This is a genomic window from Acinetobacter sp. BIGb0102, from assembly GCF_003815055.1.
GTDB lineage: Bacteria > Pseudomonadota > Gammaproteobacteria > Pseudomonadales > Moraxellaceae > Acinetobacter > Acinetobacter vivianii.
On record NZ_RKQE01000002.1, the window covers coordinates 127,936 to 150,760 of the forward strand.

General features: G+C 42.2%; 30 protein-coding genes and 1 rRNA gene. 15 read left to right on the forward strand and 16 right to left on the reverse strand.

Annotated elements, in window-relative coordinates:
- Positions 1-126: 126 nt before the first annotated feature.
- The gene (orn, locus tag EC846_RS01320; protein WP_032810933.1) at positions 127-687 is read right to left on the reverse strand and encodes an oligoribonuclease; all 561 of its coding nucleotides are present in this window, start codon (positions 685-687) and stop codon (positions 127-129) included.
- Positions 688-811: 124 nt separating this feature from the next.
- Between orn and rsgA the strand changes: the two genes are divergently transcribed.
- The 5 genes from rsgA to EC846_RS01345 all read left to right on the forward strand — a co-directional run bounded on the left by rsgA (position 812) and on the right by EC846_RS01345 (position 3,723).
- Positions 812-1,870: a ribosome small subunit-dependent GTPase A gene (gene rsgA, locus EC846_RS01325; RefSeq protein ID WP_004774457.1), complete on the forward strand. Its 1,059-nt coding sequence runs from the start codon at positions 812-814 to the stop codon at positions 1,868-1,870.
- A gap of 96 nt (positions 1,871-1,966) precedes the next feature.
- The gene (locus EC846_RS01330; RefSeq protein WP_004655885.1) at positions 1,967-2,383 is read left to right on the forward strand and encodes a rhodanese-like domain-containing protein; all 417 of its coding nucleotides are present in this window, start codon (positions 1,967-1,969) and stop codon (positions 2,381-2,383) included.
- Between the two features lie 11 nt (positions 2,384-2,394).
- Positions 2,395-2,655, forward strand: a complete 261-nt coding sequence (grxC, locus tag EC846_RS01335) for a glutaredoxin 3 (protein ID WP_004774456.1) — start codon at positions 2,395-2,397, stop codon at positions 2,653-2,655.
- Between the two features lie 28 nt (positions 2,656-2,683).
- Entirely contained in the window at positions 2,684-3,142 is a 459-nt protein-coding gene (gene secB, locus EC846_RS01340; protein ID WP_004655889.1) for a protein-export chaperone SecB, read from the forward strand.
- A 92-nt stretch (positions 3,143-3,234) separates the two neighbouring features.
- On the forward strand, positions 3,235-3,723 hold the full coding sequence (locus tag EC846_RS01345) for a hypothetical protein (protein WP_123773847.1): 489 nt from the start codon (positions 3,235-3,237) through the stop codon (positions 3,721-3,723).
- A 12-nt stretch (positions 3,724-3,735) separates the two neighbouring features.
- On the opposite strand, the gene EC846_RS01350 is transcribed toward EC846_RS01345, so the two are convergent.
- The 6 genes from EC846_RS01350 to coaBC all read right to left on the reverse strand — a co-directional run bounded on the left by EC846_RS01350 (position 3,736) and on the right by coaBC (position 8,132).
- On the reverse strand, positions 3,736-4,344 hold the full coding sequence (locus EC846_RS01350; RefSeq protein ID WP_123773848.1) for an alpha-ketoglutarate-dependent dioxygenase AlkB family protein: 609 nt from the start codon (positions 4,342-4,344) through the stop codon (positions 3,736-3,738).
- The gene (locus EC846_RS01355) at positions 4,331-4,576 is read right to left on the reverse strand and encodes an Ada metal-binding domain-containing protein (protein ID WP_123773849.1); all 246 of its coding nucleotides are present in this window, start codon (positions 4,574-4,576) and stop codon (positions 4,331-4,333) included. The genes EC846_RS01350 and EC846_RS01355 overlap by 14 nt, the downstream gene beginning before the upstream one ends.
- A gap of 4 nt (positions 4,577-4,580) precedes the next feature.
- A complete protein-coding gene (locus EC846_RS01360) occupies positions 4,581-5,318 on the reverse strand; it encodes a 2OG-Fe(II) oxygenase (protein ID WP_123773850.1) in 738 nt (245 codons plus the stop codon).
- Positions 5,305-6,150 (reverse strand): methylated-DNA--[protein]-cysteine S-methyltransferase, encoded by an 846-nt coding sequence (locus tag EC846_RS01365; RefSeq protein WP_123773861.1) that lies wholly within the window; start codon positions 6,148-6,150, stop codon positions 5,305-5,307. The genes EC846_RS01360 and EC846_RS01365 overlap by 14 nt, the downstream gene beginning before the upstream one ends.
- 167 nt (positions 6,151-6,317) lie before the next feature.
- The gene (locus EC846_RS01370; RefSeq protein ID WP_123773851.1) at positions 6,318-6,695 is read right to left on the reverse strand and encodes a cytochrome b562; all 378 of its coding nucleotides are present in this window, start codon (positions 6,693-6,695) and stop codon (positions 6,318-6,320) included.
- Between the two features lie 180 nt (positions 6,696-6,875).
- Positions 6,876-8,132: a bifunctional phosphopantothenoylcysteine decarboxylase/phosphopantothenate--cysteine ligase CoaBC gene (coaBC, locus tag EC846_RS01375; RefSeq protein WP_004774447.1), complete on the reverse strand. Its 1,257-nt coding sequence runs from the start codon at positions 8,130-8,132 to the stop codon at positions 6,876-6,878.
- Between the two features lie 181 nt (positions 8,133-8,313).
- Between coaBC and radC the strand changes: the two genes are divergently transcribed.
- Both radC and EC846_RS01385 read left to right on the forward strand, forming a co-directional pair.
- Positions 8,314-9,051, forward strand: a complete 738-nt coding sequence (radC, locus tag EC846_RS01380; RefSeq protein ID WP_005255245.1) for a RadC family protein — start codon at positions 8,314-8,316, stop codon at positions 9,049-9,051.
- Between the two features lie 44 nt (positions 9,052-9,095).
- Positions 9,096-10,007, forward strand: coding sequence for a bestrophin family protein (locus EC846_RS01385; RefSeq protein WP_004774445.1), 912 nt, complete (start codon positions 9,096-9,098; stop codon positions 10,005-10,007).
- A gap of 45 nt (positions 10,008-10,052) precedes the next feature.
- On the opposite strand, the gene EC846_RS01390 is transcribed toward EC846_RS01385, so the two are convergent.
- On the reverse strand, positions 10,053-11,099 hold the full coding sequence (locus EC846_RS01390; protein ID WP_123773852.1) for an aldo/keto reductase: 1,047 nt from the start codon (positions 11,097-11,099) through the stop codon (positions 10,053-10,055).
- A gap of 101 nt (positions 11,100-11,200) precedes the next feature.
- Here EC846_RS01390 and EC846_RS01395 point away from each other — a divergent pair, with 101 nt between their 5' ends.
- The gene (locus EC846_RS01395; protein ID WP_123773853.1) at positions 11,201-12,112 is read left to right on the forward strand and encodes a LysR family transcriptional regulator; all 912 of its coding nucleotides are present in this window, start codon (positions 11,201-11,203) and stop codon (positions 12,110-12,112) included.
- Between the two features lie 113 nt (positions 12,113-12,225).
- On the opposite strand, the gene EC846_RS01400 is transcribed toward EC846_RS01395, so the two are convergent.
- Positions 12,226-13,077, reverse strand: coding sequence for a PHP domain-containing protein (locus EC846_RS01400; RefSeq protein ID WP_123773854.1), 852 nt, complete (start codon positions 13,075-13,077; stop codon positions 12,226-12,228).
- A 45-nt stretch (positions 13,078-13,122) separates the two neighbouring features.
- Here EC846_RS01400 and EC846_RS01405 point away from each other — a divergent pair, with 45 nt between their 5' ends.
- The 4 genes from EC846_RS01405 to mnmC are packed head-to-tail and all read left to right on the forward strand — an operon-like array spanning position 13,123 to position 16,457.
- The gene (locus tag EC846_RS01405; RefSeq protein WP_004774436.1) at positions 13,123-13,734 is read left to right on the forward strand and encodes a septation protein IspZ; all 612 of its coding nucleotides are present in this window, start codon (positions 13,123-13,125) and stop codon (positions 13,732-13,734) included.
- Between the two features lie 24 nt (positions 13,735-13,758).
- Positions 13,759-14,061 (forward strand): YciI family protein, encoded by a 303-nt coding sequence (locus EC846_RS01410; RefSeq protein ID WP_004774435.1) that lies wholly within the window; start codon positions 13,759-13,761, stop codon positions 14,059-14,061.
- Between the two features lie 3 nt (positions 14,062-14,064).
- Positions 14,065-14,526: a hypothetical protein gene (locus EC846_RS01415; protein ID WP_069577879.1), complete on the forward strand. Its 462-nt coding sequence runs from the start codon at positions 14,065-14,067 to the stop codon at positions 14,524-14,526.
- A 17-nt stretch (positions 14,527-14,543) separates the two neighbouring features.
- The gene (mnmC, locus tag EC846_RS01420) at positions 14,544-16,457 is read left to right on the forward strand and encodes an FAD-dependent 5-carboxymethylaminomethyl-2-thiouridine(34) oxidoreductase MnmC (protein WP_123773855.1); all 1,914 of its coding nucleotides are present in this window, start codon (positions 14,544-14,546) and stop codon (positions 16,455-16,457) included.
- Positions 16,458-16,534: 77 nt separating this feature from the next.
- On the opposite strand, the gene EC846_RS01425 is transcribed toward mnmC, so the two are convergent.
- On the reverse strand, positions 16,535-16,849 hold the full coding sequence (locus EC846_RS01425; RefSeq protein WP_004774429.1) for a rhodanese-like domain-containing protein: 315 nt from the start codon (positions 16,847-16,849) through the stop codon (positions 16,535-16,537).
- A gap of 90 nt (positions 16,850-16,939) precedes the next feature.
- On the opposite strand from EC846_RS01425, the gene EC846_RS01430 reads away from it, so the two are divergent.
- Complete coding sequence (locus EC846_RS01430; protein WP_004774427.1) at positions 16,940-17,428, forward strand: YajQ family cyclic di-GMP-binding protein; 489 nt, start codon at positions 16,940-16,942, stop codon at positions 17,426-17,428.
- A gap of 14 nt (positions 17,429-17,442) precedes the next feature.
- Positions 17,443-17,937 (forward strand): DUF4442 domain-containing protein, encoded by a 495-nt coding sequence (locus EC846_RS01435; RefSeq protein ID WP_004774425.1) that lies wholly within the window; start codon positions 17,443-17,445, stop codon positions 17,935-17,937.
- Between the two features lie 56 nt (positions 17,938-17,993).
- Here EC846_RS01435 and EC846_RS01440 read toward each other — a convergent pair whose 3' ends face one another.
- From EC846_RS01440 to EC846_RS01455, 4 genes are all read right to left on the reverse strand, one after another.
- On the reverse strand, positions 17,994-18,473 hold the full coding sequence (locus EC846_RS01440; protein ID WP_004774424.1) for a GAF domain-containing protein: 480 nt from the start codon (positions 18,471-18,473) through the stop codon (positions 17,994-17,996).
- Between the two features lie 75 nt (positions 18,474-18,548).
- Positions 18,549-18,971, reverse strand: coding sequence for an acyl-CoA thioesterase (locus tag EC846_RS01445; protein WP_004774422.1), 423 nt, complete (start codon positions 18,969-18,971; stop codon positions 18,549-18,551).
- A 1-nt stretch (position 18,972) separates the two neighbouring features.
- Entirely contained in the window at positions 18,973-19,410 is a 438-nt protein-coding gene (gene trxC, locus EC846_RS01450) for a thioredoxin TrxC (protein WP_005255257.1), read from the reverse strand.
- Positions 19,411-20,307, reverse strand: a complete 897-nt coding sequence (locus tag EC846_RS01455; protein WP_004774419.1) for an alpha/beta hydrolase — start codon at positions 20,305-20,307, stop codon at positions 19,411-19,413.
- A gap of 122 nt (positions 20,308-20,429) precedes the next feature.
- Between EC846_RS01455 and EC846_RS01460 the strand changes: the two genes are divergently transcribed.
- On the forward strand, positions 20,430-20,765 hold the full coding sequence (locus EC846_RS01460) for a TIGR01244 family sulfur transferase (RefSeq protein ID WP_004774417.1): 336 nt from the start codon (positions 20,430-20,432) through the stop codon (positions 20,763-20,765).
- 225 nt (positions 20,766-20,990) lie between these two features.
- Here EC846_RS01460 and EC846_RS01465 read toward each other — a convergent pair whose 3' ends face one another.
- Positions 20,991-22,415: a hypothetical protein gene (locus EC846_RS01465; protein WP_171409960.1), complete on the reverse strand. Its 1,425-nt coding sequence runs from the start codon at positions 22,413-22,415 to the stop codon at positions 20,991-20,993.
- Between the two features lie 323 nt (positions 22,416-22,738).
- Positions 22,739-22,825: ribosomal RNA gene (gene rrf, locus EC846_RS01470) — 5S ribosomal RNA — on the reverse strand; the annotation flags it as partial.

Genomic DNA, 22,825 nt, shown 5'->3' on the forward strand with positions numbered 1-22,825 from the left:
GTACGCTCTCTTTTTTATAGTTTGCAATTAAAATCCGAGTTTAAGCGATTTTTTGATCAATCCCAACTATTTTTAGCGCATTAAAAAAGGAGCCGAAGCTCCTTTTATGTATGACTCAGAAAACGATTACTTATCGTTATTCATGATAAAAAAGTACTCACGATAGTATTTTAATTCTGCAATCGAATCACGGATGTCATCCATTGCCAAATGCGATGCATTTTTCTTTAAACCGCTCATAATTTCTGGTCTCCAGCGTTTAGCTAACTCTTTTACAGAAGACACATCCAGATTACGATAATGGAAGAATTGTTCCAGTTCAGGCATCAAACGATGCAAGAAACGGCGGTCTTGGCAAATTGAGTTACCGCACATCGGAGAAGATTTTGGATTGACCCATTTTTTCAAAAATTCGAGAGTTTGCTGTTCTGCATCTTGTGCAGTCAGTTTACTACGGCGAACACGCTCGATCAGACCAGACTGACCATGTTGCTTGGTATTCCACTCATCCATTGCATTTAGAATCAAATCAGATTGATGTACCGCTAAAACAGGCCCTTCAGCCAAGATATTTAAATGATCATCTGTAATAATTGTTGCAATTTCAATGATCTTGTCATTATCGGTATCAAGTCCGGTCATTTCCAGATCGATCCAAATTAATCGTGTATCAGGGGTGCTGCTCATGGATGGCAATTCTAAAGTGCTTAAAAACATCAATAGTAGCAAATTAATTACATCTTGGCTGTAATTCTATAGCGGCTTCATGCTATTTTTGCGGTCTTCAAAGTGTGGATTTTTTGGGATATGAATGGCTTTAATTCGTAAGCGTCGTTTAACCGAACAACAGCAGCGTCGTATTGAGAAACAGCATAAATCGCGTCAAGACGACATTGACACGTCACAAGATTTAGATGGACTGGTTGTTCAGCATTATGGTCGTCAACTCGAAGTACAAGCCTTGTCTGTGCCTGAACAGCATCCTGAGAAACCACAAGTGGCCGATGGTGAACCAGAACCATTCTGGAAACCGATTGAATTGGATAGTATCTGGCGTTGCCATACCCGTACCAACCTAGAATTACTGGTCACAGGCGATCGGGTGAAATGGCAAGCCGATCCAATTACTGGCCTAGGCATTATCACCGCGATTTATCCAAGACAATCGCTCTTGACTCGCCCCGACCGCTATCACAAGGTTAAGCCAGTCGCAGCCAATATCAGTCTCATCGTCATCGTGTTTGCGCCATTACCAGAGCCTGCACCGACATTGATCGACCGCTATCTGGTGGCCTGTGCCGATGCCAATATTCCAGCACTGTTGGTGTTGAATAAATCCGACTTGCTGACTGAAAATGATCCGATTCTGACCCTGCTCAGTGAATATGAAGCATTGGGCTATGAAACTCTAATTTGCCATTCGCGTGGCGATCTCTCTGAACTGTCAGCACGTTTGGACAATGAAACTGTCGCTTTCGTTGGACAGTCTGGTGTGGGCAAAAGCTCGCTGATTAATACCATCGTTCCAGATGCAGCACAGAAGACCAATGTGATTTCAGAAAACTCGGCACTCGGGCAACACACCACGACATCGACCAGATTGATCAAATTTGGAACAAACGGTGCGCTCATTGATTCTCCGGGAATCCGTGAATTCGGTCTATGGCATCTCAGTCTGGAAAAGGTACGTACTGGTTTTCCCGAGATAGAAACACATCTAGGACTTTGCCAGTTCCGTAATTGCACTCATACCCATGAGAAAAATTGCGCACTGAAACAAGCGGTTGAGGCTGGTGAAATTTTGCCAAGACGTTTGGACAGCTATCTCCGTTTAATGGATGAAATTCAGGAAGCACAGCAAAAAAGTTAATTTTGTTGGACTTTGCCCCTTGAACTAACATTTTTGATCACCATAGAGATAAGTTATACTCAGGATCAATTTTGTATTTTAATTTTTAGGTGACTTGTGGAACGCTGGTTAGAGTTTATGGGGAATCACCCCTTCTTATTTGGTACGCTCGGCGTGTTAATCGTGTTGTTCTTTATTTTAGAAGGACAACGCAATGGTCGTAAAATTTCACCACAATCACTCGGTATCTTGGTCAAGGCAAAAAATGCCATCTTGATCGACTTACGTGATGGAAAAGATTTCCGTGATGGTCACATTAGCGGTAGCCGTAACATTCCATATAGCCAGATCACCAGTCATGTTGATGAATTAAAAGCAAGTGATCGTCCATTGGTCTTCATTTGTAACTTAGGGCAAGTTGCAGGCTCAGCACTACAAAAAGTAGGTCATGCTGACAGCTACCGTCTAGACGGTGGTATTAGCAACTGGAAAGCGCAAGGCTTACCTTTAGTTAAAAGCAAAACCAAAGCTTAAGGAGAGATAACATGACAACGCCAAACGTCACCATCTATTCAACCCTTTCTTGCCCGTACTGTGTGCGTGCAAAACAATTACTTGAGCGTAAAGGTGTTGCTTTTAAAGAAATTAATCTTTCCAATGAAGCGCCAGAAGTTCGTATTGAATTGATGCAACGTACCAATCACCGTACAGTTCCACAAATTTTTATTAAAGATCAGTTTATCGGTGGTTTTGATCAACTTTATGCTTTAGAGCGTGAAGGTAAACTCGACCAATTATTAGCTTAACAACACATCCGAGATTTAAGGAAAAACAATGAGCGAAGAACAAGTTCAACCACAACTCGCGTTAGAACGTATTTATACCAAAGACATCTCTTTTGAAGTTCCTGGTGCACAAGTATTTACTAAACAATGGCAACCAGAACTCAACATCAATTTATCTTCTGCTGCAGAAAAAATTGATCCAACACACTATGAAGTGTCTTTGAAAGTTGTGGTTCAAGCGAACAACGAAAATGAAACTGCGTTCATCGTTGATGTCACTCAATCAGGTATCTTCTTGGTTGATGGTGTAGAAGAAGATCGTCTTCCATACATCTTAGGCGCATACTGCCCAAATATCCTGTTTCCGTTCTTGCGTGAAGCAGTCAATGATCTAGTAACAAAGGGTAGCTTCCCTCAATTGTTACTTACACCGATTAACTTCGATGCTGAATTCGAAGCAAACATGCAACGCCTTCAAGCGGATGCTGATGCACAAGGTCAAGCATAAGACTTTTGTGAATGAATCAAAAAAACCACAGCACTTGCTGTGGTTTTTTTATAATAATAAGAAGCATGCGATGAATAAAACGAGAATAAGACATGACCACAGCGCTCTATCCACTTTGCCAACAGGTCTTTCCTGAGCTGACACAAGTTCCATATCCCCTTCATCCACACGAGTTTCATCAATTTATCAATTGGGCCAATACCCTGCACTCAAACATCCAGTATGTAGAATTAAAAGAATATTATGACAATGGCTCTGACCAGTGTTATCAACTGCAACAAACCCAAATCGATATTGAGCAGCTGAATAATCGTATTGAAAGTGAAGTCGAACAACTTTTTTCTGAATATGCCGATGCGACACGCGATGAGCAAAACGAAATTGATTTTGCAGAACATATCTACTCGATTTTATTTGACCATCTTTATGCGGTTGCGAAACAGCATGATTTAGCGCTATTACTGATCTCGAATGAAAATCCTTACTGGATGCTGGTGCCAGATCAGGCCGAACAGATTAAACAACTCATTGAAGCATTTAATAGCACATTTTCTGATGTGGAACTTTATCACTATGTCTAAGCGAGGAGCGAGTTATTCCACAATAGTTCTAAAAGTCAGATTAATCCGTGCTGCATTGACTTTTTTGGTGGGCGGCAAGCGGTGTAACCAGTAAGTTTGCGTGGTATCTTTCATGACCAACAAACTGCCATGCTCTAAATACAGTTCTACTTTTTCTTTGCTTTGTTTATGTTTAAATGCAAATTTCCGTTCTGCGCCAAAGCTTAAAGAAGCAATTGCACCATCCTTTTTCAGATCCGTTTCAGCATCACTATGCCATGCCATCCCTTCATCGCCACTATGATAAAGATTAAGCAAACAGGAATTAAAAGTCTCTCCTGTCAACCGCTCGGTTAATTGTTTTAACTCCAGCAACTCCGTTGTCCACGGCAAGGCATATTTATTCATATTGGAATAGGTATATTCAAAGCGCCGATCGCCATACCAGGCCACTTTACGTTTAGTGGTTAACAGCTTGCCAAAAATCAATGCCTGATCATTTTCCCAGGCAATCGTCTGCATCAACTGCTCAAAATAATGATCTGCGGCAGCGCCATGCACGATTTTGCCGTAGTACTGTACCGTGCCGTCATAAGGCAAATGATTCTGTTCTGGATCAGCTTCAATATCAAATAGTTGCATCTTTCCACTTCTTATAGGCCTGCTTCATACAATGTCCACAAGGCCGATAACCTTGTGCAATTGCCTCCTGCTCATCGACAAAAAATACCCGATTACGTTTTAGCATGCGCTTACCAGAGCCACAGGTCAATCTGCCGTAGATTTTAAGCTGAGCATTGCCTGCAAACAGAATCTCGTGCTGTTTCAGCTTCTGGTGTAGTTCGACCGATTCTAATTCACGATGTCGCCACATCAGCCTAACTCACAGCATCATGGAAAATAATACCGAGGCTATAACGCTCACCTTGCAGGATCGGACTGACGCCATGCTTGATATTGACCCGATAATAGCCCTGACTGCCTTTTTCTGGCTTAAATTGTGTGGTGAAAATCAGTAAATCGCCTTGCTGCGGCTGTATAACGACCGCCTTGGACTGTGCCCGTGGATTTTGTTGGGTTAAGACAAATTCCCCTCCACTAAAATCGCTGTTTGGCTGGCTCAGTACAATCACCAATTGCAATGGAAAATAAACTTCTCCATATAAATCCTGATGCAAGGTATTAAATCCACCCGGCCCATATTTCAGGATCAATGGCGTTGCCAGCATTTGACCATGCTGTTGGCATTGTTGTAAAAATTCGGGATGTGAGGGTGGAAATGTTCGCTCTATCTTTAGAACCCGAAACCATGCATTGGCAATCGGCGCCAAACGTGGGTAGATCTCATGGCGCATCTGCTCAATCAAATTTGGCAATGGATAATTAAAGTATTTATATTCACCCAGACCAAAGCGATAACGCTGCATTTCGACAGTTTTACGATAAAGTGCATCTTGTGGATACAATTGCTGTAATTGTTCACATTGTTGTGGCGAAAGCACCTGCCTGATCAGGGCAAAACCCTGCTGATGCATCTGCTCTGTGATTCCGTCCCAATCGGCTGACTGGATCTGATCAATCACCGTCTGGAGTTGATCTTGTTCAGATTGCGGCATGGCTTTGCACACCTTCCCAACCGATGATCGCTGTTTTCCGTACGCTGCCCCATTCATAACCACCAAACAGGCCACTCGACTGAATCACCCGATGACAGGGAATCAAAAATGCCACAGGGTTACTACCAATCGCGGTGCCTACCGCGCGCGCCGCTTTGGGATGCTCAATGGCTCTGGCAAGTTCACCATAGGTCGCAAGTTGTCCCATCGGAATTTTTAGCAGACTTTGCCACACCTTGAGCTGAAATTCGGTGCCTTTCAAATGCAGTTTAATCTCAGCCAGTTGCTGCGGGTCTTTCTGAAATAAAGCCAAGGCACTCTGTTGAAAATTATCTACTTGTTCAATAAACATGGCTTGAGGAAATTGCGCATTTAACTGGGCGAAAGCTTCTGCCCGATCATCGACAAAACTTAATGCACAAATTCCTTTATGCGTAGATGCAATCAGCACTTCACCGAATAAGGTATCTGCAAACTGATAATGAATCGTCAGACTCTGCCCACCATGCTTATATTCAGCTGGGGTCATGCCTTCAATCTGAATAAATAAATCATGCAAGCGGCTGGTACTGGACAGTCCTGTTGCAAAGGTGGCATCAAAAATACTGCCCTGCTCTTGCTTCAAAATCTGTTTGGCATATTCGACACTAATATACTGTAAAAACTTTTTAGGACTGGTGCCAACCCAATCCGTAAATAAACGCTGAAAATGGGCAGGACTTAAATGTATATGCGCTGCCACCTCATCCAGTTGGGGTTGCTGCTGAAAATTCTGCTGGATATAAGCAATTGCCTGTGCAATCCGGTCATAATTCCGTTGCTGTGAGAACATATCCATCACCTCTCATCCTTCATGACTTCACTGTAGCAACTTTAAATTTTTATGAAAATCTGAATCATGCTCAGTTTATGTTGCGGGATGATTTTCTTGGATACCAATAAAAAAACTGCACCCTCTCTGGAGTGCAGCTTCAGCTTTGCAAACCGATCATCCATCTCTTAATGGGTATAATATTTATGCCCCTGATCACGCAACTCAGCGATCTTTTTGCCCTGCTTTTTTGCTTCATCCAGTTTACCAGCCTGTACCAGTAATTTGGCTTTATCAATTTCCCCAACAATTTGGTCAAATAGCGCTGGTGAAGCAGGTACTTTATCCTGTGTATTGGCAGCCAGATGATATTGTTTTGAATGTACCGCAGCTGTACGCATATTATTTAACGCAACAGTGGCAACCTGCGAGTTATCAGCTTGGTTAAACGCTTTGTAATTCTTGCCTAGCGTTTTCATATCATCTTCTAAACCTGCTGCACTCGCATTATGGCTCAATGCTAAAGCAGACAACATGACAACGGTGGCTAAAGTTTTTTTAATCATCAGGATATCCTATCAAAAACTGTGGCTATGCTTTATTTCCAACGGCAAGACACCTTGTATTCTGGAGCCAGCATACAAAGAAAATTGCTGATTTAGCATACAAAGAAAATTGCTGATTTAGCATACATAAAAAATGCAACGAAATCGTTGCATTTTGATAAAAAAGATCACGTTTAACGTTTATAAACGACGGCGTAAAGCATCCGCAATTGACTCAACCAGTTGCTGTGAAATCTCTTGTTTCGACGCTTTTTCCAGTTCACGTTTTTTCATATGATAAGACTGGGCAAAGAACACGGTCATGGCATTTTGATCTGAAGCGAAACCGATATCTGGACGTGATACATCATTACACGCAATCATATCCAGTTTCTTCGCCACCAATTTTCCTGCGGCGTATTCTTCAACGTTTTGGGTTTCAGCGGCAAAGCCAACCATAAACGGACGCTCTTCCTGCTGCGCAATCGTTGCCACAATATCTGGGTTTTTCACTAATGCCACCGCAAGTTCATCACCTGCTTTTTTAATCTTATGCTCAGCCACTTGTGCCACGCGATAATCTGCCACTGCTGCCGTTGCAATAAAGATGTCACAGCCTTCTTTCAGCTGATTCATGCTGACATCGAGCATTTGCATGGCAGAGCTGACATTAATACGTTGCACACCATTCGGTGTATCCAGACTGACAGGCCCAGCCACCAGCGTAACTTTCGCACCTGCGGCATAACATGCTGCTGCCAAAGCAAAGCCCATTTTGCCCGTACTGTGGTTAGAAATATAACGGACTGGATCAATCGCTTCACGCGTTGGGCCAGCGGTAATCGTGACTCGCTTGCCCGCCAATAAACCAAACTTTTCAGCAAGCGCGCGTTGTGCCTTATGGAAATAGGCCGCAACTTGACGAGCCAAGTCCTCAGGTTCAGGCATCCGCCCTAGACCAACATCACCACAAGCCTGCTCACCTGCGTCAGGCATAATTACATGGACGCCATCCTCTACCAGCGTTTGCAAATTACGTTGCGTCGCTTTCGCCGCCCACATTTGCTGATTCATCGCAGGTGCAACCCAGACAGGGGCTTTGGTTGCCAAATATAAGGTACTGAGCAAATCATCCGCCAAGCCATTGGCAAATTTTGCAATCGTGTCACAACTGGCAGGTGCAACTAAAACCAGATCGGCCCAACGCGCCAATTCGATATGCCCCATTCCCGCTTCCGCTTCAGGATCAAGCAATTCGGTATGTACAGGATTTCCAGACAATGCCTGAAAAGTTAAAGGGGTAATAAATGCTTGTGCGCCATGTGTCATGACCACGCGGACATCAAAACCAAAGTCTTTTAAACGGCGTACCAAGATGGCACTTTTATAGGCAGCAATACCACCTGTAACCGCTAATATAATGTTTTTATGGGGAATAACACTTAGATCGAAGCTCACAAACAGGATACCTTACTGTTGCAGTGGCGCTCACAATAGCATTAAATAAGTTCATACCCAAGTGGGACGATAAAGATTTCAATGGATCAAACGACAGAAAATATCATTGGGATCCTAAACAGTTAAGAGAAAATGTGACGATTTATTTTTGCTTATAAAAATAATAAAGGCAATAAAATCAATGGGGAATAAACAGGTGAATCAATCCATCAAAACATGGCCCGAGCAAGAACGCCCTCGGGAACGCTTATTATCACAAGGTCCCCAAAGTCTATCTGATGCGGAATTGCTGGCAATTTTTCTCCGTTCCGGCTCAAAACAGCATTCTGCCGTCGAACTTGCCCGTATTTTGATTCAACATTTTGGCGGACTTAATTTGATCTTTGATGCCAATCTTGAGGACTTGTCACAATTTAACGGCATTGCTTCGACCAAATACGCTCAGCTCATGGCAGTAAAAGAACTGGGACGGCGCTACCTCAACAATCATTTTCATCAGCAACGACTATGTCTGGACACGTCTACTCTCGTACTCGACTATTTACGTTATGAGTTGCTAGGCGAAAAACAGGAAGTCTTTGCGGTGCTGTGTCTGGATGCAGAACTACGGAAATTGCACTTTAAAAAACTATTTTTCGGCTCGCATCATTCCTGTAGTGTTTCCCTCAACCAGACCTTACGTTATGCATTACAACAGCAAGCCTGCCAGATCGTAGTTGCGCATAATCATCCCTATGGCATTGCCCAACCGTCAACAGAAGATATTTATCTGACCCAGCAACTGAAACAGGCCTGTAAACTACTGGAAATACAGCTGATCGATCACTTTATTATTTCACCCGAAGGACATTTTTCATTTTCTGAACAACAACTACTCAACCCTACTAAAATCAAGCAATCTGGTCTTGACAAAGCATGAATCTGGCATGAACATCAACACATAAAATTAATGATTCATATAACATGATTGTCCGTGACCAGCCGAGTATTTTTAAAGTTTTATTCTCATGGCGTGGGACGATTTTACCCAAAATTTTACCTTCTCTCGGCTTCGTAATGCTCATCTCTGCCATTATTGGTGGTGTTGAATATGTGGGCCTTTATCGCTTCCCTGAAATTCCACTAGTTGGCTTCACGCTTATTGGTGTCGTACTGTCTATTTTTCTTGGATTCAAGAATACCGCCTGTTATGACCGCTGGTGGGAAGCCCGTAAACTCTGGGGCGTTTTGATCGCCACGGCTCGACATTTTGACCGTGACTGTCGTGTTCTTACACAAGCACGTCGAGAACGTATCGTTCAGAATGTGATTATCTTTGCCAATGTCCTACGTGACCGCTTACGTCATCAAACAGCGAATCCAACCGAACTCACTGAAACCAGTGGCTTAAGTCAGCAAGCTTTGACCCAGCTTTACCAACAGCACAATGCCCCACAATACACTCTAAGCCTGATTCAATGGGAACTGTTGCAAGCCATGAAAGAAGGTGAAATCTCGGATATTATTTATACCCAGATGAACCGTCACGTGGCAGCTTTAAGTGAAATGCAAACCGGTTGTGACCGTATTGCCAATACACCGATTCCATTTGCCTATTCGGTTTTGCTGAATCGTACCGTGTACTTCTTTTGCTTTATGTTGCCTTTCAGCCTAGGTTCTTTATTGGGTCTGGCTACCCCATTACTGGTTGGGATTCTGGCCTATACCTTTCTCGGTTTAGATGCACTCAGTACTGAAATTGAAGAACCGTTTGGCACACAAAGTAACGATCTGCCACTAGATGCCATGGTGCGTTCAATTGAAATCGAATTACTGGGAACTTTAGGTCGCCCAACACCGCCACCGATTCAGGCTCAAGATCACAACCTGTTGTAATTGCCATTTCCCTCAGCAAACATCATGAGGGAAATGATTCATCCATCAAATAAACTGTGATGTCACCAGTGCTTTAAAGCGTTCTGTAAATTGTCCATTCCAATAGGGATAATAAGGATACGGCGGATAAACCGCACTGGCCTGATTCAACTGCATGATTTGTTCAGCCGACAGCTGAATATCTTTTGCTTTTAAATTTTCTTGTAGTTGCGTTTGATTACGGGCACCAATCAAGACACTTGCAACCGTCGGACGTTGTAACAACCAGTTCAGCGCAATTTGAGGAATGGAATAACCTGTTTCCTGTGCAATCTGTTTTAAGGCATCAATGACCCGATAAAGATGTTCCTCATTCACTGGAGGCGCAAACTGGGCTGTATCGTGCAAACGGCTCTCGGCTGGAATTGGATTTTCCCGATCAAACTTACCTGTTAAGCGTCCCCACCCCAAAGGACTCCACACCACCGCGCCCATCTGTTGATCATCATTTAAAGGCATCAACTCCCACTCATAATCGCGCCCTATCAAAGAATAGTAAACCTGATTGACCACAAATTTTTCATAACCATATTGCTCCGCAATGGCCTGTGCTTTCATCAATTGCCAGCCCGCAAAATTAGATACGCCGATATAACGAACTTTACCGCTTCGGACCAGTTCATCCAATGTTTTCATCAATTGATTCAAAGAGGTAAAGCTATCAAACTGGTGCAATTGCAACACATCAATATAATCGGTTCCCAATCGTGTCAGGGATTGCTCCACAGCAGAGAGTAAATAGTCCCGACTAAATCCCGCAGCGTTCAAATGATCCGAGCTACGAATACCAACTTTGGTGGAAATAATCGCTTGCTGTCTTTTCGCCGCTAAAGCCTTGCCGAGCATTCGTTCAGACTCTCCATCCGAATAAACATCTGCGGTATCAAAGTAATTAATCCCCGCATCCAGACCCGCCTGAATCATTTGGTTGGCTTCCGTTTGGCTGGCCTGTCCCCAAGCAGAAAAAATTTGTCCCTGTCCGCCTAAAGTGCCAGCACCAAATCCCAATTCCGAGACTTTTAACCCCGAGTTTCCTAGAAAATGATATTTCATGATTTTCTCTCCAATACATAATTGCTTAGAGACAAAATAGCGCTATGGGTTTATTTAAAAAACCACGATAATCAGGAAATACTTTTCTGGTTTTATGGATAATGAATACAGAAGATTTTCAATTTTTTATTCGGGTGGCAGACTTAGGCTCAATCAGCAAAGCCGCACAGGATGCCAATATTTCGGTTTCAGTCGCCAGCCAGAAGTTGCAACGTCTTGAACAACAGCTACAACTGCGTTTATTTCATCGCACCACCCGTAAGCTGACCTTAACAGAAGAAGGCCGCACGCTACTGACGCGTGGGCGCGGCTGGATGGCTGATTTTGTCAATTTACACGAGTCGTTAAAAGTCAAAGATCATAGGCTTTCGGGAACATTACGCATAACCGCGTCCGCCATCTTTGGTACCAAGGTTTTAATGCCCCTAATTGCCGAGTTCTCAAAATTACATCCTGAGCTACATATCCATCTCGATCTCAATGATCAAAACATTGATTTAATTCAACAAGGCATGGATCTTGCGATTCGTATTGGACAATTAAAAAGCTCTAGTTTGATTGCCAGAAAATTAGCTCCCAATCCACGGTTATTGTGCGCCTCACCCACCTACCTGCAACAATATGGGATTCCAGAAAGCTTCTCTGATCTCAAATCTCATCGCTGTATTTTGCAACAGCATGCCAATGGGCTCACCAACCAGTGGTCTTTTCTAAATAAAGCAGGTGAAACTGAACAGATTCGGGTAGAGGGTTACTTTAGTACCAATTCGGGTGAAGCCGTTCGACAAGCTGCTTTACACGGTTTAGGCATTTCCAATCATTCGTTCTGGCATGTTGCAGAAGATTTAGACACAGGCAAACTGGTACAGATCTTGCCAGATTATCCAGTCGAGGCCACTGCAATTTATGCGGTCTTTCCACATCGAGAATTACTACCGCCTAAAGTGCAATGCTTTTTAGATTATTTATCAGATTACTTCCTGCATCATGATCACTGGCGGTCTGAAAATTGAGTTTCTTCAAAGTCCCGCAAAACCATGAAACATCCATTGAATGCCCCATAACAGCAAAAGCATCAGGAAAAAGAAAATAATCAGGTAAAGTTCTAATTTTTTCATAGATCCGTTTATCTAAAACGTTCCCAAATTCCGCTCTGGCCTTCATTGACCCGTGGCGTTTGCCCCAGTTTGATCCACGGCATATTGTCCCCATGAAAATCGCTGCCAATCGAAACTGCCAGATCAAATTGCTGAATCATCCGATCGACCATTTGTCGGGTTGAAGCAGGTTCTATACTGGGCGGTAACTCAACGGCGTCCCCCCCAGATTCAGCGAACAGTTCGATCAGGTAACGAATATTGGTTGCTGATAAATCATAACGTGTAGGATGAGCCAGAACAGCCAAACCGCCACTGGCATGAATAATCTCGATGGTTTCTTTCAGTCCCACGCCTTCAAATTTGACAAAGGCTTTCTTGCCCTCTTTCAGGAAACGATCAAATGCCTGCTGCGGACGACTGACAATCTCTTTTTCAACTAAAGTCTTGGCAATATGGGTTCGGGTGACCCGATCTGCATAACCATCAACTTTGGCAACGACATCAGGGTAAATATCAAAATTGATACATTTTTCCAGTAACTGACAAATCACTTTTGCCCGTTCCGCACGGATCTTCTTCTGATTTTCCAGCATCGCCTTGATGGGTGCTTCATCTTGCATATTTAAAGCCACGATATGCACGCCATAGCTTTTTTTTGTATTCGGTCTCGACCACTGGCTAGAAACTTCTACACCAGAAATAATTTGAATATCATGTTCTTGTGCATAATTCTGTGCCCGCTCCAGTCCATCCATAGTGTCATGATCAGTCACAGCCAGTATCTGTATTTTTAAATCAACAGCAGCCTGCACCAGCTGCTCAGGTGAGAACGTACCGTCGGAAATGAGAGTATGTGTATGTAAATCGACACCGAACATGGTTTGTATTATGCTATCTGACCTATTTCATCATCGTACTGTAACATGAAAGCGTTGCTCGACTATCTTCCGATTATTATCTTCTTTTATTTTTATAAAACCACCGATCCTAAAGATAGTCACCATCCTTTGTTGCAGTTGGTGGGCAGCGCAGGAAATACCGACCAGAACCATATCCTTGTTGCGACCTGTGCCCTGCTGATCTCGACACTTGTCGTCTATGGTTGCCTGTTCTTTTTCCAGAAATTTAAACTGGAAAAAATGCAGTGGTTTATCGTGGTCATGTCGGTTATTTTTGGTGGAATTACGCTGATTTTTAGCGATGTCACCTATATCAAAATGAAGGCCATTATTATCAATATCGGGATTGGTCTCGGCTTTTTAGTGACACCTTTATTTAATAAAGAACGCATGCCGATTATCCAGAAATTATTAGGTTCACTGTTAGAACTCAGTCCAAGAGGCTGGATCAAATTGAACTGGGCTTGGTGTGGTCAATTCTTTTTGCTTGCTGCTTTGCATTTCTTCTTTGGTTTTGTCTATATGCAAGGAAAATATTGGGGCGAATTCACTGCTTTTGGCGATATTATCGTTTCTATCAGTTACCTTGCTGCTATACTATTTTTCTTACGAAAACATTTCAAAACCACTGAATAGATTTTAAATCATCGAGCTACTGCCATGCCATATTTTGTGCTGACCTGTACTGATCGCGAAGGTACTCTGGAAAAACGTTTAGCCACCCGTCCGCAACATATTGAACGACTACAAAAGTTAGATGATGAAGGCCGTTTAATTGCTGCAGGCGCGCATCCTAAAGATCCCAATGATCCACAGGCAGGCTTTTTTGGCAGTACCATGATTGTTGAATTTGATAGTCGCGAAGCACTGGATGCGTGGATTCAGGAAGAGCCATTTTTAAAAGAAGGGATCTACTCAGATATTGAAGTTAGACCTTTCAACAAAGCTTTTCCAAAAGGGTAAATCATGCACATTGCAGTCAAAAGCTTTTTCGTTTTAAGTTTACTCAGTTCTACTGCATGGGCGGTAGAACCTGCAACACCAACTGCTGCCCCAACAGCAGTTGCTCCAGCGACACAAGCAAAAACCACCACAACGACGCCAGCCAATACCGTCGCCACTGCTGCTAAACCGCTTACAGCAGAACAGATTGTTAAAGCCAAACAACAGCAAGATGCAAAAGTAAAAGCCATGATTCAGGATCAGGCTAGCCGTTTAAAGCAACTCGAACATGCCAATCTTGAAGCGCTCGCGCAGAATCAGGAATTACAGTTAAAAAATGATAATTTGACGGTTCAGGTTCAGGTGTTACAAAGCGAACGTAGTGCACAAATGTTTTTATACGGCGCAATGACAATTGCTGTCGGTGTTATTCTCGGTTTCTTTATTGCAAGTTATGTTTACACTAAACGTCGTCGTCAGTGGTAAAACATACACCTTTATTTATGTCTCTCTCATCAAAACTACAAACAGCTGATTTAGACTGGGAACTCGTCGATGGTATTGAAGTTCCCATTTCTAAACAATTCGGCGATGTCTATTTTTCCAAAGATAACGGTTTACTCGAAACACGCCATGTGTTTTTAAATGGCAATGATTTAACTGAACGTCTTTCCCAATTACATGATTATCAGTATTTCTGTGTGGGTGAAACAGGTTTTGGCACAGGGTTGAATATTTTGACCTTATGGCAACTCTGGCAACAGGTTCGACCAGATAACCATAGCCATCTGCATGCCATCAGTGTAGAAAAGTTTCCGCTCAGCAAAGCCGATCTGATTCGTGCACTGAATGTCTGGCCTGAACTTCAGCCACTTGCAGAACAGCTCATTCAGCAATATCCCTTGCCAATCGCTGGCTGTCATCGTCTCAGTTTTCCAGAGCAACGCTTTAGCATTGATTTATGGCTTGGTGATGCTCAGGATATTTTCCCCGTTATTCCTAAAACACAAGCGGTCAATGCATGGTTTCTTGATGGCTTCGCTCCGTCTTGTAACCCGGATATGTGGCAAGAGAATGTGCTGAATCACATTGTACGTTTGTCGGCGTTTGGAACCACCTTCGCATCCTTTAGCGTGGCAGGAGTACTGAAACGCGGGCTTAAACAACATGGCATCCAGATTAGCCGTCCGCGTGGTTTTGGTCATAAACGGGAAATGCTCAAAGCGATCTGGCAGGACACTGTAGCACCTGAAACAGGCTCAATGGCTTCAGAACAGAACGATGCAACCTCGCAACCCGACACGAAAACAACGATAGAGCATGCTGGACCACGCCAAATTGCGATTATTGGCGCTGGAATCGCGGGTTTAAGCTCAGCATGGGCATTTGCTCAGCGTGGGCATCAAGTCATCGTATACGAGCAAAATGAGCCCCTTTCAGGCGCATCTGGTAATCCACTGGCGCTGCTCAATCCCAAACTGTGCCCGATTGATCAGGCATCCGAACATCTGATGACCTTGAGTTGGCAACATGCGCTAAACTTTTATACACGCTTTAATGCATTTAGGCCAATTCAGGTCCAACAATTGGCATTGAAAAATGCGGATGAATTACTGGCTTTAGCAGCACAGTATCCTGAAGGTGTCTTATCAGCACAATCAGAACAGCAACAATTCCCGAAGACAGACTTACCGAGTTTGACGCTACATCATGCAGGTGCCGTTTCTCCACACCAATTACGCGATGAAATTTTACGACATCCGAATATCACGATAAAAACAGCCAGAATTTCCCGCTTAAATTCGCTCGAAACACAAACTGAACTTTGGCAAGATCAACAACGAATTGCCACGGCAGATCATGTCATCGTCTGTTGCGCTAAACAAAGTGCTGAACTCTTTGAAAACTATCCCGTCTTAAAGCCAATTCGGGGACAAGTCAGCTGGGTTGAGAATAGCCAGCAGCCTTTAGCTCTGGATCAAGCTTATAGTTATGGCGGCTATTGCATGCAACTGGATGCTTCACAGTTAATTCTCGGTGCATCTTTTTATCCCAATCGGGATGATGCAGACGTGCTAACTGAAGACCATGTGCATAACTACGAACTTATCCACAGTGTCTTTCCTGAATATGCACAACAGTTGCCTGCCATAGAGAATTGGCAAGGTCGAGCCGCTGTCCGTGCGCAGAGTCTAGATTACTTTCCTTTGGTCGGCAAAGTCCACAACCATGAGCAAAACTATAGCTTTGCAGGTTTAGGGTCGAAAGGATTCTTGTTTGCGCCACTATGTAGTGAAATCTTGGCAGCATTGATCTTAGGTGAGATTTGTCCAGTGCCACAGCAGTTACTGGATAAATTGAATCCGCAGCGCTTCCAGAAGAAAATGAAAGCTAAAAAACCGTATTATTCAGGTTAAGTGTTTGGACTTTTGAATCTTTCTTATTTTTGAATTAGCCAAAATACCCAAGTATTTTGGCTAATTCTTTGAGTGTTTTAAGCGCCTTGTTCCAAAGCTAAGCCTGCATCACGCGCTGCGCGTGTGCCACCCATCAATACAACATACTCACGAGAACTATCAATACCGTCTAAAAGCTCTGCTGCACGCGGTGCTTTACTACCGCCACCACACAGAATGTAAATCGGTTGATCCGCTGCCACTTGAGTCAAACTATCCGCAGTTAATTCAGCAATTGGACGATTCACCGCCCCTTTGACATGAGCCTCTGTATACGCTTTGGTATCTCGGACATCCCAGATGACTGCGCCTTCCGGGAACTCAAATGTTGTAATTTCTTGTTTACGGATCATTGTGCACTCCTTTGATGTAAACAACACTTGGCAAATGAAGAAAACCCCCTTAGCATCTCAAATATTCTTTCCCTTTGTAAAGGTCTAACTATGCCTTCTTTTGATATTGTTTCTGAATTAGAGTTATTTGAAGTCAATCATGCGGTACAAAACACGCAAAAAGAAATTGCTACACGTTTTGACTTCCGTGGGCAAGATGTTTCAATTGAGCTAAATGAAAAAAATAAAGAAATCAAAATCTCAACTGAAAGTGATTTCCAATGTGAACAAGTCTATACCATGCTGGAAAATCATTTCTATAAACGCAAAGTTGACGTTCAAGCACTTGATCCACAAAAAGCAACAGCTTCAGGTAAAAATGTCGTGCAAGTAATCAAGCTCAAAGATGGACTTGACTCAGATACCGCAAAAAAAATTAATAAAGCCATTAAAGAAAGTGGCATCAAGGCGCAATCTTCTATCCAAGGAGACAAAATCCGTGTCACGGACAAAAAGCGCGATACTTTGCAACAAGTGATGAACTTTTTACGTGAACAACAATTTGGTCTGCCGCTCCAATTTAATAACTTCAAAGATTAATTAATAGGTTCACCATGGCAAAAGATAACCGTCTTTATAAGCTGGTTAAAACCACCTCTAAATTTCCGAAAGGCATTCGTAGCACGCTCTGGAGCAAAGCTTTTGGTCGTGTTGTTCCCATGGTTGGAACTGCGAATATCCGTTATTTAGAAGTGGATAAAGACCACGTGACTGTTCGTATTGAAAACCAGCGCAATATGCAAAACCATATTAAAGGGGTTCATGCCGCTGCGATGGCATTACTTGCGGAAACTGCGACTGGTTTTTTAACAGGTTTACATGTTCCAGATGATCGTATCTTGTTGATCAAATCACTCCATGTAGATTATTTAAAAGTTGCCCAAGGTGGTTTAACTGCGACAGCAAGCTTATCAACTGATCAGCAGAAGTTTATTGCTGAGAATGAAAAAGGCGAGTTATTGATTCCTGTGAATGTTATTGATGACTCAGGCAATGAACCGATCCAGTGCCAAATGCTGTGGGCCTGGTTGCCGAAACGCAAAAAATAGTTCTGAATCAAACAATAAAGCCCAAAATGATTTGGGCTTTATTTTTAGGTTTTGACTTAGATAAATTTTTCGATCACGCTCATCAACTGCTTGAGATATTCAGCGTCAATCTCATCAAACTGATTTAATTCATCACTATCAATATCTAGCACGCCAACACATTCACCATTTTTCATGATGGGTAACACAATTTCCGATTTAGAGTCAGAGCTACAGGCAATATGCCCTGGAAACTGATCCACATCAGGCACAACGATCACTTGCTGTTGTTGCCATGCTGAACCACACACACCACGACCTTTGGCAATACGGGTACAGGCAATTGGACCCTGAAATGGACCTAATACCAGCTCATTCCCTTTCACCAGATAAAAGCCAATCCAGAACCAGCCGAATTGCTGTTTAAGTGCAGCACAGATATTGGCCAGATTGGCGATCACATCCGACTCATCCTCAACAATGGCCTGAATCTGAGGAAGGATACTTTGATATTGCTCAACTTTATGGCCTTGTTGTAAAACCAGTTCTTCAGCCATCTGTATATTCTCGATTAAAAAAGTAGTGTTAAAACATCAATCTATTCTGATAAATGTAGACCTTAAAAGGCTTACTTAAGCTGACTGTGAGGCTAAAAAGGACTGTTTAATTTCATCTGTAATTAAACGTTTATTGCCATTTACATCCACCGCCACGAAAGTAAACACTCCTTCTGTGATACGCACAGGTTCACGTGAATCGTCGTGGCTATTCCACACTTCAATTTGAACCTGTACCGAACTACTGCCCACTTTTAGAATTTTGGTATAACAACTAATCACATTCCCTACCTTCACAGGAACAAGGAAAGTCATTTGATTAATGGCTATCGTGGCGCAACGGCCTTTACTAAAACGTTCAACATGAATCGCTCCAGCTAAATCCATCTGAGAAACAATCCAACCTCCAAAAACATCACCGCTCCAGTTAGTATCGGCTGGCATGGCAATGTTTTGTAGAGATAAAATCCCCTCTGGATGCTTTGGGCGTTCGCTCATGTTAATTTCCTTGATGTTGCTGTAATTGCTGGTCTAACCACTGCTGTAATTCAGGCGCACGTAATGCACCGCTAATTCTCGCTACTTCTGTAGTTTTATTCATAAGAACCAAGGTTGGGATACTACGGACATTAAATGCTGCGCTTAAACGAGGATTTGCTTCAGTATCAATTTTTGCAAAAACCACATAAGGATTTTGTTTTGCGACCTGAGCAAAATGTGGTGCCATCATTTTACATGGACCACACCATTCCGCCCATAGGTCAATCAGCACAGGTAAATCACTATTACTAATGAAATTGCTAAAGTTTTGTTCATTTAACTCAATAGGTTCTAAAGGCAATAAGGCTTTATGACATTGACCACAGTTAGGATGAACTGCCAGTTTTTCTTCGGGTACACGGTTTTTTGCACCACATGATGCACAGACAATAATCATTTACATCACTCCGATATGTTGATGTAAAAATTCTAATTGGGTTGTGACTGCTTTTTCAAACCAAGAATCGTGATAAATATCGAAATGCTTCATTTCCCATTCATGATAGCTCACAAATGGCGCAATATTGGTGGCAGCTTCACGACTAGATGCAATCGGAATCAAGCTGTCATATTTCGCAGCAATAAATAAAACGGGGATATTAATCTTACGTACAAACTGGATCGGCCGGTAACGCATTAAATTAAAAAATACCCGGGCAGGAACCTCACCACTCCAGTAATAATCAGGATTTACAATCGAATGATAACCGTAATAACTGTCTGAAGTAGGTAAGAAACAAAGCTTATATTGATCGACTACTGGTAAGGTTTTAGGTGCCATTCCCATCTTGGAGCCCATATAGTCCTGACTAGAACGTTTTAATGCTTCAGGATAACGTTGTAGTGGATACAGTTTTGCCGTCTCCGCTCCATCCACATATGGCACTTGCACCATCACTGCCTGAATATTTTTAAGATCGGTGGCCAAACTGAGGGCATAACCGCCACTGAGTGAAGTGCCCCATAAAATAATTCGGCGGCTATCAATCGACTTACAGTTTGAGGCATATTGAACAATACTTTTCCAGTCATCCAATTGTGCACTCAAGGACACCAGCTCTCGTGGTTTTCCTGTACTTCCGCCCCAATAACGATAGTCGAACAAAATCACGGCATAGCCTGCATGGGCAAACCGCTGCGCATACTGAACCAGTTTAAACTGACGCAATCCAGCAAAACCATGTGCCATGACAATCACAGCAGGCTTGATATTGGTTTTGGGAAGATAGAAATCGGCAGCGATCGTTTCATCACCACTAGGAACATACAACGGTTCAACTGTATAAGTATGCATGCGCGCTCCATTGCGTATCTTATTCGTTATCATCGTTTATTTAATATAGACATTTAAACTCAAGATAGAGCTTAATGCTATGATAGAGCATAAAATGTTTTGTTTGTTTTTGGAGTGACAAGATGTCAGAAAATATAGGTTTTGCAGGTCAAATCGGCCCAGAGCATGTAGGCCAAGTTGTCGAAAAAGGTTTCAAATCGATTATTAATAATCGTCCAGATATGGAAGGTGGACCTGATCAACCGACCAGTGCACAAATCGAAGAATCTGCACGCAGCGCAGGTTTAGATTACGTTTATCAGCCTGTCGTGGCGGGTCAGATTACTGAGCTAGATGTCCGTACTTTTGCAAATCATTATAACGAATTGCCAAAACCTATTTTAATGTTCTGCCGTACAGGTAACCGTTCGAATAATTTATATCAGTTAGCAAAACAAATGGACTTGCTGGACGATTAAATTCATTACATTTAATTACCTGATCAAAATAGTTAAATGCTGTGATTTATAAGAAGATGGTTCTTTTTCATCAGATAAAGAACCATGCCAAAACTAGCTATTATCCTGTTATGTGTTTTCGCCATCTCGGCTTGTAGCTCAATGCAAGTTCGTCCGACTGCCTCAGTCAGTGTAGGAACAGGGCTATAAAAAAGGAAGCTTTTTTAGCTTCCTTTTCTTTTATTATTAATTTTGATTAGTACAGTCGATACCTTGTCCATAAGGGCTAACATCAAATGGCATACCAGCAGGATTGTCCATATCTGTTTTTAAAGCAGTTAAGCTATATGGAATATTAGACACAACTTTACGACCAGATAATTGTGTAGTCGCAATAATATTAACTCTATGCCAATTTGCATATCTTCTTAAATAGCGAATCTGGAAATCAAATTTACCTGTTGCATCAGTCGTATAAGTCACCGTACCGTCACTAGACACTGTTGGAGCTACAAACGATGTTGGTAATTGAACAAAATCTGGAGCTGGGACTGCAACTGTAATTGGGCAATAAGTATATGGTAGGACAAGTTGACGTGTTGCACTTGGCTTCGCATCTGGATTATAAACAAAACTGCCTTTTGCATAGCTTAAATTATTAATTGACATTACTACAGGTTGAGAAGCAATTGGCTTACCGTCGATATTCGTCACTTGTACAGAAACAGATTCCGTATAGTACGTACCATCAGCACTTGTTTGTAATTGTCCAGAATTACCGAAAGTGATATTCGCAATTGGTTGCTCAACTTGTGCCGCTGAAACATTTAAGGTAGTCGTCTGTTTTGATGTCACCCCATTACTATCAGTTAACGCAGCATTAATTACGATACCACTCGCAATTAAGCTAGGTGCTTGAGCAGACTTATTAGGTAATAAAATTGTAAAATTTGCATTTCCTGTTGCATCAGTTACACCTGTTGATGGTCCGTTAATCGTAACACCATTCACTTTATAATCAGGAATACTTAGAACAACATTTTGTCCAGCGACACCACCACCATTTTTGTCTACAGCTTTTACTGTAATAACTGCATTATCGCCAGTTACAAGTAATGTCGGTTTATTAGAAGTAATATTTAAACTGTATTGTGCTGTCTCAGATACTGGAGCTGAATTATCAACCACATTAATTATAAAAGATTGAATCGTTATTTTCTTTGTAGCATCAGTAAAACTACCTTTAACCATTACTCCATTTGCAATCAGATCATTCAATTGCGCTTGGCTCAGATCTTTAGGTAGCTTTACTGTAAAATTTGCATTCCCTGAACTATCGGTTACAGCAGAAGAAGCCCCGTCAATAGTAACATTCGTAGAAGCTGTATCTTGAATAGATAATTGTACAGTTTGATTTGCAACACCACCGCCATTTACATCAACCAACTTCAAAGTAATTACTGCACTGTCACCAGAAGTAACCAATGTTGGTTTAGAACTTGTAATGATAATATGGTAATTCGTCGCAACTGGAGTTTCGACTACTGGTGTATCAGTATTTCCAGAAGACGAGCCTGTACTCCCATAATAACCATCCCCCCCACCACAGTTAGCTAATAGCACTGACAAGGCAATTGCCGACAACTTTAAAGTAAGTTGTTTTTTATTCATGATCATTCCTTTTTATCCCCGATCAAATCCCCAAATGGAATTAGACTTTTCATTATAAAAATATGCCTAATGTAACCATAATACAGTTTTTATGTAAATATAGTTTATCTTCAAGTAAAGATTATTAAAGTGAAACGAATCAAACTATTCTTAGAAACCGAGATTTTTGTTGAAACTTTTAACAAATAAAATAACGAGAAAAATTTAATCGTTAGATCGAAAGTAATTTTTAAATTTATAGAGAATGATATCTAGAATACTTTTTTAAACGCCAATAAAAAAAACACCCCTAACTGTTTAGTTAGGGGTGTTTTCAATTTAAAAGCTGGCGATGACTTACTCTCACATGGCAAGTGCCACACTACCATCAGCGCTAAGAGGTTTCACTTCTGAGTTCGGGAAGGGATCAG

Coding starts and splice junctions, on each gene's coding strand:
- EC846_RS01405 (WP_004774436.1), top strand. CDS start 13,123: ATGAAAGCGTTGCTCGACTATCTTCCGATTATTATCTTCTTTTATTTT.
- EC846_RS01400 (WP_123773854.1), bottom strand. CDS start 13,077: ATGTTCGGTGTCGATTTACATACACATACTCTCATTTCCGACGGTACG.
- EC846_RS01430 (WP_004774427.1), top strand. CDS start 16,940: ATGCCTTCTTTTGATATTGTTTCTGAATTAGAGTTATTTGAAGTCAAT.
- EC846_RS01415 (WP_069577879.1), top strand. CDS start 14,065: ATGCACATTGCAGTCAAAAGCTTTTTCGTTTTAAGTTTACTCAGTTCT.
- EC846_RS01425 (WP_004774429.1), bottom strand. CDS start 16,849: ATGATCCGTAAACAAGAAATTACAACATTTGAGTTCCCGGAAGGCGCA.
- EC846_RS01385 (WP_004774445.1), top strand. CDS start 9,096: ATGATTGTCCGTGACCAGCCGAGTATTTTTAAAGTTTTATTCTCATGG.
- trxC (WP_005255257.1), bottom strand. CDS start 19,410: ATGATTATTGTCTGTGCATCATGTGGTGCAAAAAACCGTGTACCCGAA.
- EC846_RS01350 (WP_123773848.1), bottom strand. CDS start 4,344: ATGCAACTATTTGATATTGAAGCTGATCCAGAACAGAATCATTTGCCT.
- EC846_RS01390 (WP_123773852.1), bottom strand. CDS start 11,099: ATGAAATATCATTTTCTAGGAAACTCGGGGTTAAAAGTCTCGGAATTG.
- EC846_RS01460 (WP_004774417.1), top strand. CDS start 20,430: ATGTCAGAAAATATAGGTTTTGCAGGTCAAATCGGCCCAGAGCATGTA.
- EC846_RS01355 (WP_123773849.1), bottom strand. CDS start 4,576: ATGTGGCGACATCGTGAATTAGAATCGGTCGAACTACACCAGAAGCTG.
- orn (WP_032810933.1), bottom strand. CDS start 687: ATGAGCAGCACCCCTGATACACGATTAATTTGGATCGATCTGGAAATG.
- EC846_RS01360 (WP_123773850.1), bottom strand. CDS start 5,318: ATGCCGCAATCTGAACAAGATCAACTCCAGACGGTGATTGATCAGATC.
- EC846_RS01435 (WP_004774425.1), top strand. CDS start 17,443: ATGGCAAAAGATAACCGTCTTTATAAGCTGGTTAAAACCACCTCTAAA.
- radC (WP_005255245.1), top strand. CDS start 8,314: ATGGGGAATAAACAGGTGAATCAATCCATCAAAACATGGCCCGAGCAA.
- rsgA (WP_004774457.1), top strand. CDS start 812: ATGGCTTTAATTCGTAAGCGTCGTTTAACCGAACAACAGCAGCGTCGT.
- EC846_RS01365 (WP_123773861.1), bottom strand. CDS start 6,150: ATGTTCTCACAGCAACGGAATTATGACCGGATTGCACAGGCAATTGCT.
- EC846_RS01345 (WP_123773847.1), top strand. CDS start 3,235: ATGACCACAGCGCTCTATCCACTTTGCCAACAGGTCTTTCCTGAGCTG.
- EC846_RS01465 (WP_171409960.1), bottom strand. CDS start 22,415: ATGAATAAAAAACAACTTACTTTAAAGTTGTCGGCAATTGCCTTGTCA.
- grxC (WP_004774456.1), top strand. CDS start 2,395: ATGACAACGCCAAACGTCACCATCTATTCAACCCTTTCTTGCCCGTAC.
- secB (WP_004655889.1), top strand. CDS start 2,684: ATGAGCGAAGAACAAGTTCAACCACAACTCGCGTTAGAACGTATTTAT.
- EC846_RS01395 (WP_123773853.1), top strand. CDS start 11,201: ATGAATACAGAAGATTTTCAATTTTTTATTCGGGTGGCAGACTTAGGC.
- EC846_RS01370 (WP_123773851.1), bottom strand. CDS start 6,695: ATGATTAAAAAAACTTTAGCCACCGTTGTCATGTTGTCTGCTTTAGCA.
- EC846_RS01455 (WP_004774419.1), bottom strand. CDS start 20,307: ATGCATACTTATACAGTTGAACCGTTGTATGTTCCTAGTGGTGATGAA.
- mnmC (WP_123773855.1), top strand. CDS start 14,544: ATGTCTCTCTCATCAAAACTACAAACAGCTGATTTAGACTGGGAACTC.
- EC846_RS01410 (WP_004774435.1), top strand. CDS start 13,759: ATGCCATATTTTGTGCTGACCTGTACTGATCGCGAAGGTACTCTGGAA.
- EC846_RS01440 (WP_004774424.1), bottom strand. CDS start 18,473: ATGGCTGAAGAACTGGTTTTACAACAAGGCCATAAAGTTGAGCAATAT.
- EC846_RS01445 (WP_004774422.1), bottom strand. CDS start 18,971: ATGAGCGAACGCCCAAAGCATCCAGAGGGGATTTTATCTCTACAAAAC.